Annotated in this window: 16 protein-coding genes; 1 reads left to right on the plus strand and 15 read right to left on the minus strand. The window is 38.4% G+C overall.

Translation table 11 applies throughout. The features are described 5' to 3' along the window. The first annotated feature begins 24 nt into the window (after positions 1-24). Positions 25-1,017 (plus strand): helix-turn-helix domain-containing protein, encoded by a 993-nt coding sequence (locus MHB64_RS31165; RefSeq protein ID WP_341136215.1) that lies wholly within the window; start codon positions 25-27, stop codon positions 1,015-1,017. A 139-nt stretch (positions 1,018-1,156) separates the two neighbouring features. Here MHB64_RS31165 and MHB64_RS31170 read toward each other — a convergent pair whose 3' ends face one another. The 15 genes from MHB64_RS31170 to MHB64_RS31240 form a co-directional block, all read right to left on the minus strand. Beyond that, positions 1,157-1,534 (minus strand): hypothetical protein, encoded by a 378-nt coding sequence (locus tag MHB64_RS31170; RefSeq protein WP_341136216.1) that lies wholly within the window; start codon positions 1,532-1,534, stop codon positions 1,157-1,159. A gap of 161 nt (positions 1,535-1,695) precedes the next feature. After that, positions 1,696-2,172 carry a hypothetical protein gene (locus MHB64_RS31175; protein ID WP_341136217.1) on the minus strand — a complete coding sequence of 159 codons (477 nt, stop codon included), beginning with the start codon at positions 2,170-2,172 and terminating at the stop codon, positions 1,696-1,698. 146 nt (positions 2,173-2,318) lie between these two features. Continuing rightward, positions 2,319-3,002 carry a hypothetical protein gene (locus tag MHB64_RS31180; protein WP_341136218.1) on the minus strand — a complete coding sequence of 228 codons (684 nt, stop codon included), beginning with the start codon at positions 3,000-3,002 and terminating at the stop codon, positions 2,319-2,321. 136 nt (positions 3,003-3,138) lie between these two features. Then, the gene (locus MHB64_RS31185) at positions 3,139-3,666 is read right to left on the minus strand and encodes a DUF4367 domain-containing protein (protein WP_341136219.1); all 528 of its coding nucleotides are present in this window, start codon (positions 3,664-3,666) and stop codon (positions 3,139-3,141) included. A 176-nt stretch (positions 3,667-3,842) separates the two neighbouring features. After that, positions 3,843-4,280, minus strand: a complete 438-nt coding sequence (locus tag MHB64_RS31190) for a hypothetical protein (RefSeq protein ID WP_341136220.1) — start codon at positions 4,278-4,280, stop codon at positions 3,843-3,845. Between the two features lie 154 nt (positions 4,281-4,434). Beyond that, positions 4,435-4,884, minus strand: a complete 450-nt coding sequence (locus MHB64_RS31195; RefSeq protein ID WP_341136221.1) for a hypothetical protein — start codon at positions 4,882-4,884, stop codon at positions 4,435-4,437. A gap of 663 nt (positions 4,885-5,547) precedes the next feature. Next, complete coding sequence (locus MHB64_RS31200) at positions 5,548-5,715, minus strand: aspartyl-phosphate phosphatase Spo0E family protein (RefSeq protein ID WP_143766591.1); 168 nt, start codon at positions 5,713-5,715, stop codon at positions 5,548-5,550. A gap of 53 nt (positions 5,716-5,768) precedes the next feature. Next, positions 5,769-8,075 (minus strand): LPD1 domain-containing protein, encoded by a 2,307-nt coding sequence (locus MHB64_RS31205; RefSeq protein WP_341136222.1) that lies wholly within the window; start codon positions 8,073-8,075, stop codon positions 5,769-5,771. A 441-nt stretch (positions 8,076-8,516) separates the two neighbouring features. After that, positions 8,517-9,506, minus strand: coding sequence for a phosphotransferase enzyme family protein (locus MHB64_RS31210; protein ID WP_341136223.1), 990 nt, complete (start codon positions 9,504-9,506; stop codon positions 8,517-8,519). Positions 9,507-9,776: 270 nt separating this feature from the next. Continuing rightward, entirely contained in the window at positions 9,777-10,274 is a 498-nt protein-coding gene (locus MHB64_RS31215) for a EutP/PduV family microcompartment system protein (protein WP_341136224.1), read from the minus strand. Between the two features lie 420 nt (positions 10,275-10,694). Then, positions 10,695-11,573: a PhzF family phenazine biosynthesis protein gene (locus MHB64_RS31220; RefSeq protein ID WP_341136225.1), complete on the minus strand. Its 879-nt coding sequence runs from the start codon at positions 11,571-11,573 to the stop codon at positions 10,695-10,697. A gap of 281 nt (positions 11,574-11,854) precedes the next feature. Further along, positions 11,855-12,310, minus strand: a complete 456-nt coding sequence (locus tag MHB64_RS31225; RefSeq protein ID WP_341136226.1) for a hypothetical protein — start codon at positions 12,308-12,310, stop codon at positions 11,855-11,857. A gap of 150 nt (positions 12,311-12,460) precedes the next feature. Then, the gene (locus tag MHB64_RS31230; RefSeq protein WP_341136227.1) at positions 12,461-12,970 is read right to left on the minus strand and encodes a GNAT family N-acetyltransferase; all 510 of its coding nucleotides are present in this window, start codon (positions 12,968-12,970) and stop codon (positions 12,461-12,463) included. A gap of 135 nt (positions 12,971-13,105) precedes the next feature. Then, positions 13,106-13,447, minus strand: coding sequence for a hypothetical protein (locus MHB64_RS31235; protein WP_341136228.1), 342 nt, complete (start codon positions 13,445-13,447; stop codon positions 13,106-13,108). A 114-nt stretch (positions 13,448-13,561) separates the two neighbouring features. Further along, positions 13,562-14,155, minus strand: a complete 594-nt coding sequence (locus tag MHB64_RS31240) for a DUF2441 domain-containing protein (protein WP_341136229.1) — start codon at positions 14,153-14,155, stop codon at positions 13,562-13,564. Positions 14,156-14,236 lie beyond the last annotated feature (81 nt).

Here is a 14,236-nt window from a genome sequence, read left to right on the forward strand (position 1 = left end):
GGGACGTAAAAGGAGAGTTTTTTTATGCTTGAAAGGAACCTTAAGGGTACGAATTATAAGCTAAGCTACTATCGTTATCGTCAAACAGGTGCTGAGGAATCAAAAATCCGTAGAGTTGGAAATGCAGATCAAATCTATATGCAAAAAGAGATTGAAAAGATCTATATCACTGAAGATGAAGTGAGACGTTTTTCATTAGATAAACACGGTCAAGCCATCCCCTACGTAGACGGTCACATGACAATAATTAGTAACTACATATTCGATTACTGGGGGCATTTTTTATCTGCAGAAGGTATCGCACTCTATGGGCATCTCAAACGTTATTGTTATGGTGACAAGGATTACTGTTGGCCAGACCTCAACCTCATCTCTCAAAAGATGAATAAAAGCCGGAATACAGTAAAAAAATATATGACTATCCTTGAAAACTATGGTTTTGTTCTCATGTTTAACGTTCAGAATGCAGACAAGAACAATATGGAAGAAAGCCCTCTGTTCAAGGTGAGAAAAAAGGTCCCCTTCCTCCCTATGGATCTTTATGAGCAGCTGCCGGCAGAATTAAAGCTTGATCACGATCGATACATGCAATCCATTACAGAGCAGTTTGATCAGATTCTTGATCTGGACCCAGCTATCGATTATAGCGAGGTATATGAGGATGTAATTAGTACTGGAACTGTCGTACGAAAACGAAAAACTCCCCTTGAGCTGGATAATGAGATGCAAATCCAGATTAAGATGCTAGAGAAGAGTATAACTGAAGATGATAAGCTTATTTGGAACGCAGCGCTTGAAATAATGAGTAAGAGAATGACCAAGCCATCATATGATACGTGGCTTAAAGGTTCCTTTTGTATCAAAAAAGGATTAGCTTACACGGTATATGCTCAGAACGAATTTGTATCTAACTGGATGAAAGATAAATTACATACAATAATTTTAGAAGCTCTACAGCAGGCTGGAGCTGACTTTGAAAACATTGAATACAGGTATATCACTTCTGATGAAGTGTAAATGAAAGAAGAACTCTTGATATTTAAAGAGTTCTTCTTTTTTGATTCGAAATATTCAAGCCACAAACAGTAGATTAAGAATTGTTCGGTGAAAATAAAGTATTAGACTTCCGCTGTTATCGAACTAACAAAATTTCCCGTTAGCTTAATCCTTGATTGGGAATATCCCACAAAAAACAATGTCTTGAAAACTGTCGGGTTTCTACAATTATAGTCTGCTTATCATTCTCAAAGATAAGCCCTGAACCCATGTGGTCCTTATAATTCCAGCCCTTTTCCTTCATAAATTCCTTGACAACATCATATCGAAATTCGCCGCTATTTTTCGAAACAAATCTGAGCTGTTTATCTGATTCAGAAAACTGTTCAAAATTGCTGTTTGTAAATTCTAATTTAGAAATGGAAACAAGTATCGTTACAGGGTTGCCCTCTTGTGACAAGGCACTTCCAAATCTGAATATAATAAAACCAGCCGCTATAATGAAAACAGAAAGCACAATCGTCAAAAATCTTTTCAATTACCATCCCCCTAGACCATTTCATTATTTAAAGATACGTTTCCAAGAGTTGTAAAGTTGCGTTGTCCTGCCCGTTAACCTAATAAAATGAGCAGACTGCGGTAGCCTGCTCAACAATAAGTTTTATTATTCAACTATCGTTCCCCGTTAGCGCAAAGATACTATTGAACCTGATTAGCTAAATCAATTAGGTCGGACTCATCTAATTTATAATTGTTTAACTGATTAAGGTTCCCGTTAATATAATAAACAAATCGAGCCAAAAATCCTTTTTCACTTTCCCACCAAATTGATTGACTGGTTTCGTCCTCTTCGTAATATGCTTGTTTCCCATTTTCAAGTTCAAAGGGTTGCTTGCCTTGCGAGGATATTTTCTCTGGTTCATCAATAACCTTGCTCAAGATATACCTTAATTCTTGCGTGGTCTGCTTGTTTTTATAATGAAAAATATACTGTTGAAGTACATCAGGATTATCAATTGCTATTTCCGTGCGAACTTCATTAACTTCAAATGGAAATCTATATGGTTCATTGAAATCATAGAGCATTGATTTACTTCTTTCTTCGGTTGGATTGCTGCTACTACATCCACTTATTAAAAAAATCATTACTAGAAAAGAAAAAGAAATATTCCTCATTGTTTCACCCCTTATTACTTTAACGAAAAAGGAAATATTTAGTTGCGCTAAACTGCCCGTTAGTTGAACAAAGGGCTACCTCTCGGCAGCCCTCTCATTATTGAACTATAGTTCTCCGTTAGTTCAATGAGTTCATGGAGGAAAAGTTATTTCAGACCTTCATTTTTCGTTTCGGAACCCAGAACCTTCCCTGTCTTGTCCATATACAGTTTTGTCATCATACCGTACTTGTTCTGCCCAATCACTCCAAAAAACAAGGCTTGATGGTCTTTTATAACGTTGAAATGATATCCTTTAGCCCATCCTTCCCCTGGTTTGACATCGTTTTTAATCGCAATCTGCACCATATTAGGTGAGTCAAGTATAAGATCACTTTGTGGAATAATTTCAAAGTCTTGAATGTCTTCTTGTATAGTTCGCATAATCGCAATCTTACCTTTTTTTATGTTAATGATTAAAATTTGATTTCTTTGACCATTTCCAAAGAGCAAATTCCAAACTTCTCTTTTGCCATCAATACCAAGAGTAGATGGTGGTGTTGAGCTTGTGTCACCAACACTCGTGATTGAGATTAGATTCGCCTGAGCATCCCATTTTCTTGATTCTGTAAGACCGATCTGGAAAGCGTCTACTAATGTGATCCCTGAACTGGTGGATGCTGTGGCTTTACTCATTACATTAATGCCGCTTAACAAGATCAAAAAAATCAAAACGCCTCTCCGTAACATTGAACAGAATCCCCCATAAATGTTTGGATTATTTTCCGCATAAATGATTGAATTATTCTGCCCAAAGTTTAATCCATTGTCATTTGCAGTACGTAGATACATAGCAGTAGACTCATACTGCTTACTAGCGAATTCCAAAAGAACTCTTTTTGAGGGTTCCAATATAAAAAACTACCATTTGCCTTAAACTAAAAAATAAAGTCCTAGACCTGTTGGTTTATTGAACTAAAGTTACCATTCATTTTACTGATTTGGCTACCTCAATCATATCCTTCTTGGACAATTGGCTACTATCCATCTCAATATAAGTACCATCTTGCACCCATCGCAAACATCCCCCTAGTGTTCCATAATCAAACCTTGCTTCAATTCCGTTCAATTTAACAATCTCACCACTCGTATCAAATTTAAAATTCTCTTCTATAACTCTGGTCGCACTTGTCTTACTACGAACATCGATTATTGTTTCAGATCGCTTGCTTTTGTATCCTATTGCTTTATGCTGTTCAATCCCAAACATATACGTGCTTCCCGATTTATCGAAGTAGTGGAGTCTAACCTTCGTAATTAGTCGGTCAGTATCAAAAGGATACGGTTCCTTGATTTCAAGTTTCCAACTCGTTAAGGAGTAGTGTGGGGTAAACAGCTTAAAATCCGTTGCACTTTTTAATTGATTCAATCCAATATTTGCAAAAGCTTTCATAGGATTTAACAACGATATTGTTGTTAAGAACAAAATTAAGACCAGTTTCTTCAGAACCATCATTAGCACCCCCGCATGCGTTTATTCGTGTAGGGTTTCCCAAGAATGGTGTCTTTATCAACGAACGGACTTGTTTAGCAATCCTGCCAGTTAGCACAACGAAGCTGCCGATTCATGTCGGAGCTTCGTCCTGGTGTTATTGAGCTATAGTGTCCCGTTAGCTCAAACTATGTGTCTCGTTATAACTCACTTATCTTAGTCACGATAAATCCTGATTCGTAATTATGATTGAATGTGATTGTATACATCTTGTTTTTCTTGTCTCTTTTATTTTCTATAACTCTTTGGACCGTTGCCAATACATCTAATTCCTTAAAACCACCCTCGACTTCTCTCATATCCGTTACTTGAAATGGGTCAAACCAGTAAACGTATTCTTTTCCTGTCTTCAAGTACCCTTTTTCTTGTAGCGCTAGAAGTGTCCTTCTTTGCAACTCTGTTGTTAACATACGTTCCAGTTGTTCTTCTCTTGTTTGAGGAAATCCCCATAAAGCGACCCATTCAATCGAATCTTTTTCTTTAGACGCTTCGCCATTCGCTGGAGCAGCACTTGCTGACTGAATGGATAGTATAGTACCAATGGAAAGGACCAGAATGGACATAAATTTTCTATTCATATCATCACCTACCCATAATTTACCCAGTTGGATTTGTTTTATGTGTACAAGAAATTGTTACGTTATCCTGCCCGTTAGTTGAACAAATAAAAAACGGCTGCCGAAGCAACCGCTATTCCACTATCGTGTCCCGTTAGTTGAATGCATATCAGTATTATTCTACATATAACCAGTCGAAATCATTATGCAAAATGTACTCTTCTGGTTCCAATTCTATTGCAAAACTTTCGCAGATTATATCTTGTTCTACATATTCATTACCATTGTCTATACCCAAATAGATATGTAGGAGTTCTTTATGTTTTTGTGCTCGTTCGGGAACTCTTTGTAGGATACTTGAAGTTTTGATAACTGCGGAGCGGTAAAATTCACTCCATTCATCAAATTCCATCCAATATGGTAGTTTCGCATATACCACACCTGAAAATTTTAGCCTTGCTTCCCTTACTTTATAAGTAAAGCTATGCTTACTTCTGTCTACTCGTTCAATTACCTTAAGAAAGTAAAACTCAACGGTCTTGTTTTGGTGGTCAATAACGAATTTCTTTATGACTGAATCATACAGTTGTAAATCATCATTACCTTTGTAATCTTCAGTGTTCATATTTTCTCCTTATTTATCCATTTGATAAAAATGCTTATACTGTTTTGATTATACAACTCAAATCTATATTCCACTATACTGCCCGTTAGCGTAATGATGACCTGTCATCTATGGTACGGTTCTACTTAATAACGCGGCGAATTAATTTCATAAAGCACCCTCACTGCTTATAATATTCTAGCACGTAATCTTGCTTGTGCAGAGTGTTAATGCCCACGGATGTCAAGATCACTTAATGGATAGTTACTACTGCCCCAAGTATAAACAATATAATTGGAGCTGTTTTGTTGTTCAGGATTTATCAAATTCTGCTTTAAAATCACATCATTCCCGCCTCTCAAATTTTGAGAAACTGCCTATGAAACATTGAAACGCCGCCTATCAATAATTGAGAATCAACGTATTTCAAAATTTGAGAGGCGGAATATCAATAGAATTCCCGCCTCTCAAATTTTGAAAGGCTGTGTCTCATAATTTTATAAGCTATTATGCTTCTCAAAGGCTGAGATACCCTCTTTCAAAATCTGAGATAGCCCTTCTCAAATATTGAGTTACCCCCTCTCAAATATTGAGAAGAAATAATAAGAACTAAATAAGACTTATTTATTAATCCTTATAAATAAGAAGATCATTAAAAGAGTCATCAACAAAAAAAACGCACGGCTATTCAGCCGTACGTTTCAATTTATTATATTGATTAAGCAAATTATCTAAGTCTTTAGACTTCTCTAGCACCTCATCCGAATCTAGTCCAGTTTCCAACCCTATTCTATTTAGTTCAGTTCTTTCATCCTCAATAATTGCTTTTAAAAGATTCAATGATTCATTCACCACTGAGTTTTCCCTCCCAGAATTAATGTCCTTGATAAATAGTCAAAGCAACTTTAATTCCAAAACTCTTTATTATGGAGAATCTCAGAGTCACTGAGAACTTTCCACCACTTTCGAAAAGCATCATTGATTGACTTTCGTTCATCGTTCATTGGATATGGGCCTCCAAAACGGGTGCCTGTAACCAAATAGGAATTTGATATTCCACGTTCTTCTAACTCATCCTTAATCCAAGATTCAAAGGCTCGTGCAAATAATTCGTGATCCCGCTTCCAGTAAGCTCCCCGTTCACATGCGTCCAGATAAAAAGAGCTATAGTTAGTAGGAATGAAATATTCGGTTGGAACTTCCCTTCCTTCTTGTATGAGCATGTTGCAGTACATGATTCCGATTTCTTTCCAATCTTTTGAATGAATTCGATAACGACTACAACTATTAAGATCTAACATCGTTTTGTTAATGTCGTAACTGTTTCTTACTAGGTAATCTTTGATACCTTGAACATAATTTGTTTTATTAACGGGTAAGGGATTAGGTACTTCAAAACGCATCAAGCCCTTTCCCTCTTTCATCGTAGTCATCAAGTTAGCAAAAGCATAACTGATATTATCAGGTAGGAATTTACCTGGCTGATTTCCGGATAAGGCCATTTGCTTACCATTCATATAATCATGAGAGTACGAATAGAGATTGAAGTCCAAGGCATGTGCCCATTCGTGGCACTGAGATCCTCCACCTCTGAATTTTGTTAAATTCATCAAATTCTCTTTAGGTTCGAAATGAGCACTCGCGTTCCCACTTCCTCTAGCCCCAAATGCTAACCCTAACTTTCCATATAAAGATATTGATTTGCGCGGAATCTGAAGAATAGCAGCCAAGTCCGCCCAAGCATTTCCGCTACTAAGAACATGGTAACGACCAGCTGCGTCCTCCATCCAGTTACCAAACTGAATCCCTCTAAATCCATATTCCTCTATTAAGTCCTCTGGTTTTCGCACTCCTGACGGTTCATTAGAGAGTCTTACAACCTCTTCCGGTACTTTTCGCTCCCATTGATTCTTTGTCTTTGACGTATCCTTATTGCCTTTATTCTTATTAGCCCAGTTCCACTCTTTACCTTCTTCCGAAGAAAAGGCTTTGTCCAACAGCTTCTCATAAGGTTTTGCGGCAGAATAGCCGATGAAAAGTGATCTAATCCGTTTTCCTAAAGAAAGCCAAAATCGATAATTCATTAATTCTGGATCAATTCCTACTTTACGTGGATTAGTTGAGTAAGCTGCCTTCCAGAACTCTCGCTTGATCTGATCAACTGTATCTCTAAACAATTGTTCTGTAGTTGCTTTAGAAAGACGTAATTTCAGCTCCTCAACCGCTTGGATAAAATTCCTCCGTTGGTTGATGTCATCTTCTGGGCGCTGACTCACCATACCCCATAGTAGCTTTACTCCGTATGCAGCCTCAGACGTAAACCCTACCTCTTTTAAGTTTTCTGCTTTGAAATTATCCAACAGTTCATCTCTTAGCGTATCGCGCAGTTCATGAATAATTTTTAAGACGCCAGGATTTTCAACCAGTGTATCGGCTGATATGACCCATATTTTCTTTGTCGGATCTGGATTCTTCAGAGCATGCTCAAGCATGAGCTGAAGTGTCAGTCTCGAATCTATCCCTCCGGAGTGCAGCAGACCAATAAGTGTGTGCTCATCATAGATTTTTTTAACTTTCTCACGCGTAGCTGCCAGTAAATCCTCATCCACCTTTTCCAGAACGTCCAAGTTCTCTCCTTCAGGAAGTGTTCTCTTATTTTTTTTAGTGTCTGTATTAAGAACATCTAAATCGAAAATAAGCTGACAACGATCCTCTGGATATTGGATTGATTCATAGTGTGCTCCATAGGGTGGGATGGTCTGTTGCAGATAAAGTTCTACCAGCAGACTGCATCGGTCCTGGAAGCAGTAGATTTGGAATTTGTGCTTAGGACTCTGTAAACTACTGTCCATATCACCATCGAGAAAAGCATCGATGGCAGCTTGCTCCGGTATAAAGATGCGAAATTTGTTTGACTCCATAAATGAAAAGAGTTTCTCTGCTACAGTGTCCCTTTTGAACAGCTTATCCCATGTGATTCCGCTATCTGGAGGAATACAATCATCTTGTGGTTGATCATCATTTAGAAAATGATGAAAAACATAATAGAATCCGTGATAGAAAACCCCTGACCAATTGCGAATCACTCCATGAAATAAAAATCTTTCTTTTTCTAGGTAATCCCACACATCAGTAGCTGTCCCATTGTAATGCTTGAGTCTTTCGGTAACTACTACCTTGATTTGATTCTCTGTAAACTCATAATGCTCCATAAGTTCTCCTTTTTTAGGGCATAAAAAAGAGACCTAAATACATCACACAAATCCCGTGTGGTATTTAAGTCTCCTATATTACCCATTATTTATATTGCTATATGAAACTAGCGAGCTCCAACTTTACCGAAATAGTTAACGGTAAAGAAAATTAATATCTTTCAAGGTACCATTAGTATATCTCAAAAAGGTAAGAAATGTAAACTATCATCGTATATCACTTACTGATGTTCGGTGAAAATAAAGTATTAGACTGGAGTCGTTAATTTAACGAGGTTTTTGAATTGAAGAATCGTCAGCTTTTGAAAAATAAGTTTTTAGACTGATCAATTAAAAGAAATAGCGGTGGACCAAGACTTGATAAATAAAGTCTTAGACTGCCGCTGTTGTCGTTGAACTAACGTGTCCCGATAGCTTAATGAGTAAATCAGTTTAGGAGTTCTAGAACTCATCGATCAACGAAATCCCTTTTGTAATACGCATTCTACTATCTTGCAAGAAATCGCGGGTCCAATCATCGGGTTGAGTTAAATCCCAACTCCGGTACATACCCACGACTACGATAATTTCACGTATTTTAAGAAAAAGCTTCATCTGATTTTTCCAGCCGTCAGGCATTTGTCGGCCATCCTCAGTGTAGCCTAGCTCGAAATGTTTAATGAAAAGTTCGTATTGCGCCTTACGTTCAGACTGCGAATCTTCCCCGAATACATACAGCAAGTAATAGAGCTGGATAGCAATGTCCTCGACATACCAACTGTACTGACACTCGTCGAAGTCGAAGAGCGTTATTTGCCCTGATTCATTGACCGTGAAATTACCTACATTGATATCTCCGTGAATTAAACCAAAATTATCAGATGTAACAGGCAGACTCGCCAGATTTGCTTTAAGTTCATCAAGGGCATGAATAATTGGTTGAAGCTCTGCCGGTAAATAATCTTTCGCTCGTAAGAGGTAATCATTAAATTCCCAAGTGTGTCTTGTGGATATGGGTTTATACAGCTTGGTCAGTTCATGAAGACGGCCTGTTATGCGACCACATTGTTCATAAAGTATTGAATTGCCTAGGCATTCAGGATATCCGATTTTTCTGCCAGGTGCATAGTTGAAAGAGGTTGCGTAAAAATCCATCGAAGTCCCTTGGATACGTTCAAAATCCTTTCCAGTAACCGATAGAACCGGGTCTGAGACCGACAAACCATTCACCGAAAGGTAACGAATCCATTCTATTTCAGCTGCAAGTCCTTCCGACGTGCGAAGTGTGCTCGGAGTAAAACGGAGAATATATTTTGATTCATCGCGATTATAGGAATAAATAAAGTTTTGAAAGCCTCCAATGTAAGTCAGATCTTTTGGGCTAATCCCAAAGCGCTCAGCACCTTCAGCAGCATGTTCGTCCAGGAACATAAGTTTTATTTTTGGGTCCATGATTTCTCCTTGGTAATTGAATTTAGATCGAATACTATAATTCCTAACTCATTGCTGTTACCTCAATTTAATAAAATGGATGCCTAACGACATGTAAAAAAACCACTTTCAAAATATTTCTATTACTAAGCAATCATACTTATTCAGCTTTTTACAGTCAATGAAAATGCCTGAGTCATTACGTTAAACTGCCCTTAGCTTAATAAAATGAGCAAACTTCGGCAGGCTGCTCAACAATATGTGTTATTCAACTATCGTTTCCCGTCGTAGTCATGTCCCTTTTGTAAGATCCAGATTGTTACTATCTCTTAATCTGATCACTTTCTCATTGTATCTTTTCAACTTGGCATCAAAACTGTTTCTACTTTGTTCAAAATCCCTCGTCCATTTGTACATCATTTTCAACATCATGATATCTGGTTTATAGTGGCACTTTTCAATACCAAGTTTTTGCTTGATAAATCGTGTTAGGATTCTGATCCTTCGCTTCCACAAAGGAGGATCAAGGAATATGATCGTATCTGCCATTTGATACAAACATTGATAGGAATCTCTATCTGTTCCTTCGAATATCCATGCTCCTTTAATATCGATCTCCTTTATAACTTCGAATTGTTCTTCTGCGGAACGTTTGTACCGTCCCGTAGCTGTTTTATGATGGACTATGGAGTCAAGTTCATACCAGGGTAGACTGAATTTCTGGGATAAGTGTTTAGCCAATGTCGTTTTACCACTAGCTACAATTCCAATAATGAGGATTTTTTTCATTCCTGTTCAAGCTCCTTAGATCGGCGATGTTTAACTAATTATCTATTCGCGATAGCCGCAGATTCCCCTTTTGCTGTCCTGCGTTTTAACATTACTTATTAAAGTAATCTGCCCGTTAGTTGAACAAAGGGCTACCTCTCGGCAGCCCTCTCATTTATTGAACTATAGTGTCCCGTTAGTTCAATGAAACTACGTGTCGTTCACGATCTTCAACGCAAACGGTCTAGCATTCGGGAGGGGCTTGTTCGATGGCCTCGAGGAACGCAAAATGATCAAAATCAAGGAAAACGACAGGTTGGATGAAGAACTGTTAATCCGTCTGCTTACGCAAGCATCCTCTGCTATCTAGCCTCGCAGTAGCAAAATAAGCCTATTTGCCCCCTATGGTACGGTGGCTGCAAACAGGCTTTTTGATTCCGCTTATATCATGATATGTCTTCGTTCAATGCCAGCCACTGCACCGCCAACCCGAACCTGATTGATTTCACCGCTCTCGCTCAGGCGCAATCCTGCCTTGATTTCAGAAGGACAATCCATCGAATACCCTTGCCTGAACATGACATTCTCTACCTCCCGCAAAGATCGTTGGCCATGTTGGTACAAATAGCTGAGCAGGGCACCGTTGGATGTTCCTGTCGCGCTCTCCTCGGGAATATCGTACAGCGGCGCAAAATTCCGGCATTCCGCAGCAGCATCGTCTGGAGTATCCATCGTGAACAGATGATATCCAACCACATCATATTTTTCGCTGATGGCGGTTATGGCATCAAAATTTGGCTGAACCTCATTCAAGAGCTTCCTGCTGCGGATCGGGATCATAATGTCCCGCAGGCCCGTCGAAACAATCTGGATCGGCAACCCGGTTTCCAGACCCTCGGCATCCATCCCCAAAGATGGGGCGATTTCCTCACAGGATATCCTTTCAAGAAATTGAGGTAAAGCCTGTGACAAATAAACAAGACCCTCGGAGCTAATATCGACATCCAGAATCCCTGCCTTGGTTTCTATCGAATAGGAGGTCCCTTCCTTTGACAAACCCAGCGAATGCATTAGTCCAAATGCAGCAATCGTGGCGTGTCCGCACAGATCAACTTCGCTGGCGGGGGTGAAATAGCGGATTTTGTAATCCGCAAGCAGGGATTTTTCCATAAAGGCCGTCTCCGAAAGGCCCAATTCCTTCGCTATGAGCTGCATTTCGGCAGCATCCAGAGAAAGGCCATCCTCCAAGACAACGCCTGCTGGATTACCGCCACGCTCCCCTTTCGGAAACGCATTTAACGTATACACTTCCACATTCATGTTCAGCTCTTCCTCTCTTTATCTTCGAAAAACCGATGTGCGCAACCGCACGTCCCACTCGCCTTCAAGATCTTCCTTTTATCGATTTATTACTAGGTAAAGACGACAGGAGCGATTGAATTGTTGCGTTAATCTGCCCGTTAGCTTAATAAAAACAAGGAACACTGCCGAGGCAAACTGTTCCTTGTTTCGTTTAACTATAGTTGCCCGTTAGTTCAAAAACTTTGCGTTAAAATACGTTCCTAACAACTGCAGTTGTATTTTCCAGAATCCTCTCTCAGTTATAAGTTTTCTAATCCCCAATCGTTGTAGGTGTATTTTTCATTATGAGAAACGGGTTTGAAATCTCTACAAAAATCAAGAAGTTTGCGGCTTCTTGTTTCAAAAGATCTATCCCATGTTATGAAGATTTTAACCACTTCATCTTTATCGGAAGGATTCAAATCCTCGAAGCAGAATATTTGATTTTCGTTATCACCAAACGGGTTATAATTCCCATGTCGACAAGATTGACAACAGGCGATTACGATATTATCGGAGATTTCTTTCTGTAAATATTTGATTGCGTATTCAGTCGAGTCGGTTGACTTAGATTGAATACAAATATTATTCAATTGGACTTCGAAACGAATGTTCCGCATCTCGCCATCAGATAATTCTTCATAAAACATTTTTGTCGGTATTACTTTGGGTTTTCCGTCAATTATATAATTTACGTACAAAGTCTCAACTTTCAATGAGTAACCTCCTTTTCGTTTTCTCTATTCGATATGTTAAACGAGTTCCAGTGTATTGGCATTATACTGCTGCCCGTTTGCGGAAAAGGGCTGCCACGCGGCAACCCTTTTTGAAATTGAGCTATCGTGTTCCGTTAGCTAAGTCGCAGACTACTTAATTTCGATCCAATATCTCTGGATTTCTGTTCCAGTAACAACATCTACTGAATCAAGTATACCACCGTTGTTAACGATGGTTTTTGCTGAGCCATGATTATCTTTATCACAGGTAATAAGCACTCTTGAGTGATTCATTTCCCTCGCTTTAATGAGTGATTGTCTTAATAACTCAGTCGCATATCCTTTCAACCGCATGCTTGGTCTAACACCAAAACCAATATGTCCACCCATTTGCAATAAACGATCATTTAGTGAATGTCTCATATTAACTGCCCCAATGACCTTCCGTTCCTGACTGATAAACCAATATGTTGAACTACTTACTGTATCCACCTTTAAGTCAACACCCTTCTTTAAATTGTCAATCTGTTCGAGAAAGGACTCAAAGTCAGTGTGATCATAACGAAGAACAAAAGGAACTAAATGTTCTCCCGTATCTCTCCACTCTTCAATCATCTCAATGTATTCATTCTTATACTCAGTTGAAGGTTCAATAAGCATGATTATTTCCTCCATATTGTTACTTTTATTGATATTCAGAGTGAATAAATTCCTTTTTTATGTATTTTTGATTACAACTAAACTGCCCATTAGTTGAACAAATAAAAAACGGCTGAAGAAGCAGCAGATATTCCACTATATTTCCTCGTTAGCTTCACAATCCATCCACGTGTTCCTCAGCCGCCGAATGAATATCTCAGGTTCATTTGGGTCAAATACCTCAATCCCGTCGTCTTTTATAAGCTTTCTTTTAATCAAATCGTCAATGAGCAGATCGGTTACATCGTGATAATCGTCCAATACATTTTCCTCTTCAAAAAAACTAATTTGATCACCTATATTACTCAAAAGGTACCAGGTCGTCATAGCTGCTGTTACGGGATTTCCGGTCAATTCCTTTGCTTTACTTGCTGAAAGATGGGCAAAGCTTATTATTTCTCCTTTGCTTTTATTCACTAAAATGTATCCTTGTCCCATTTAAAATTCTCTCCTCATTTTCTTAGTTCACTGAACTATCTGTGTCCCGTTAGCTCAATGATATTACCCATACATACTTTAAAAAATTGGTCAGCTTTCAGCAACGCTTGTAAATTAAACGGAGAAATCTTCAAGAATTTCAACTACCTCGATTTTTCCATTAATCAAAAGCTCAGGAAGTTCATTTTTAACATTTCCCTTCCAATACGTCCTAGCCTGTTTTATTTTTAAGGAAAAGGGAACCCCATCTTCTTTCGGTAAAAGGTTTCCATCGCCCTCAAAGAAACTTCCTACAACCCGCAGTTTAACAAGTTGTAAAACTATTCGATTGTATGAATCAAATATATTTTTCCATTTCAATGCGTCTTCATAGCTTTTAGCAGCGTATAAACAGGACAATCTTGAAGGGTATTCAGGATATTCTTGTAGTCTAACCATTTCAACTATAACTTCTCTGATAGCTCTAATTGTCTGCCCTACATAACTAATCGATATTTCGGCATTTTCTTTGTTCATCTTCAAGCCTTCATCAGTATAATGACCGTATAGAATCTGAATAAAGTCTTCGCCTTTGGAATTCAAACGTTCCTTCTCAAAAAAGAAGTGATACAGAGTGTTTTTTTGGTTGTCATCAAAGTATATCACCTGTCCTAGAGACATTTTTTTCTTAGTAACAATGTGATATACGTACAATTCTTTATCAGCCAAGTCTTCTCCCCCGTCACTATACGTTTTTACTTATTTCACCATAACAAAATCAACCTAACTACTACGCTAAACTGCCCGTTA

Origin of the sequence: Paenibacillus sp. FSL K6-2859 (assembly GCF_038008265.1) — a bacterium.
Lineage (GTDB): Bacteria > Bacillota > Bacilli > Paenibacillales > Paenibacillaceae > Paenibacillus_AQ > Paenibacillus_AQ nitricinens.

Bases quoted from the DNA above. Each gene is read 5' to 3' on its own strand.
- MHB64_RS31165 (WP_341136215.1), top strand. From the start codon at position 25: ATGCTTGAAAGGAACCTTAAGGGTACGAATTATAAGCTAAGCTACTAT.
- MHB64_RS31175 (WP_341136217.1), bottom strand. From the start codon at position 2,172: ATGAGGAATATTTCTTTTTCTTTTCTAGTAATGATTTTTTTAATAAGT.
- MHB64_RS31180 (WP_341136218.1), bottom strand. From the start codon at position 3,002: ATGTATCTACGTACTGCAAATGACAATGGATTAAACTTTGGGCAGAAT.
- MHB64_RS31185 (WP_341136219.1), bottom strand. From the start codon at position 3,666: ATGATGGTTCTGAAGAAACTGGTCTTAATTTTGTTCTTAACAACAATA.
- MHB64_RS31190 (WP_341136220.1), bottom strand. From the start codon at position 4,280: ATGAATAGAAAATTTATGTCCATTCTGGTCCTTTCCATTGGTACTATA.
- MHB64_RS31195 (WP_341136221.1), bottom strand. From the start codon at position 4,884: ATGAACACTGAAGATTACAAAGGTAATGATGATTTACAACTGTATGAT.
- MHB64_RS31205 (WP_341136222.1), bottom strand. From the start codon at position 8,075: ATGGAGCATTATGAGTTTACAGAGAATCAAATCAAGGTAGTAGTTACC.
- MHB64_RS31210 (WP_341136223.1), bottom strand. From the start codon at position 9,506: ATGGACCCAAAAATAAAACTTATGTTCCTGGACGAACATGCTGCTGAA.
- MHB64_RS31215 (WP_341136224.1), bottom strand. From the start codon at position 10,274: ATGAAAAAAATCCTCATTATTGGAATTGTAGCTAGTGGTAAAACGACA.
- MHB64_RS31220 (WP_341136225.1), bottom strand. From the start codon at position 11,573: ATGAATGTGGAAGTGTATACGTTAAATGCGTTTCCGAAAGGGGAGCGT.
- MHB64_RS31230 (WP_341136227.1), bottom strand. From the start codon at position 12,970: ATGCTTATTGAACCTTCAACTGAGTATAAGAATGAATACATTGAGATG.
- MHB64_RS31235 (WP_341136228.1), bottom strand. From the start codon at position 13,447: ATGGGACAAGGATACATTTTAGTGAATAAAAGCAAAGGAGAAATAATA.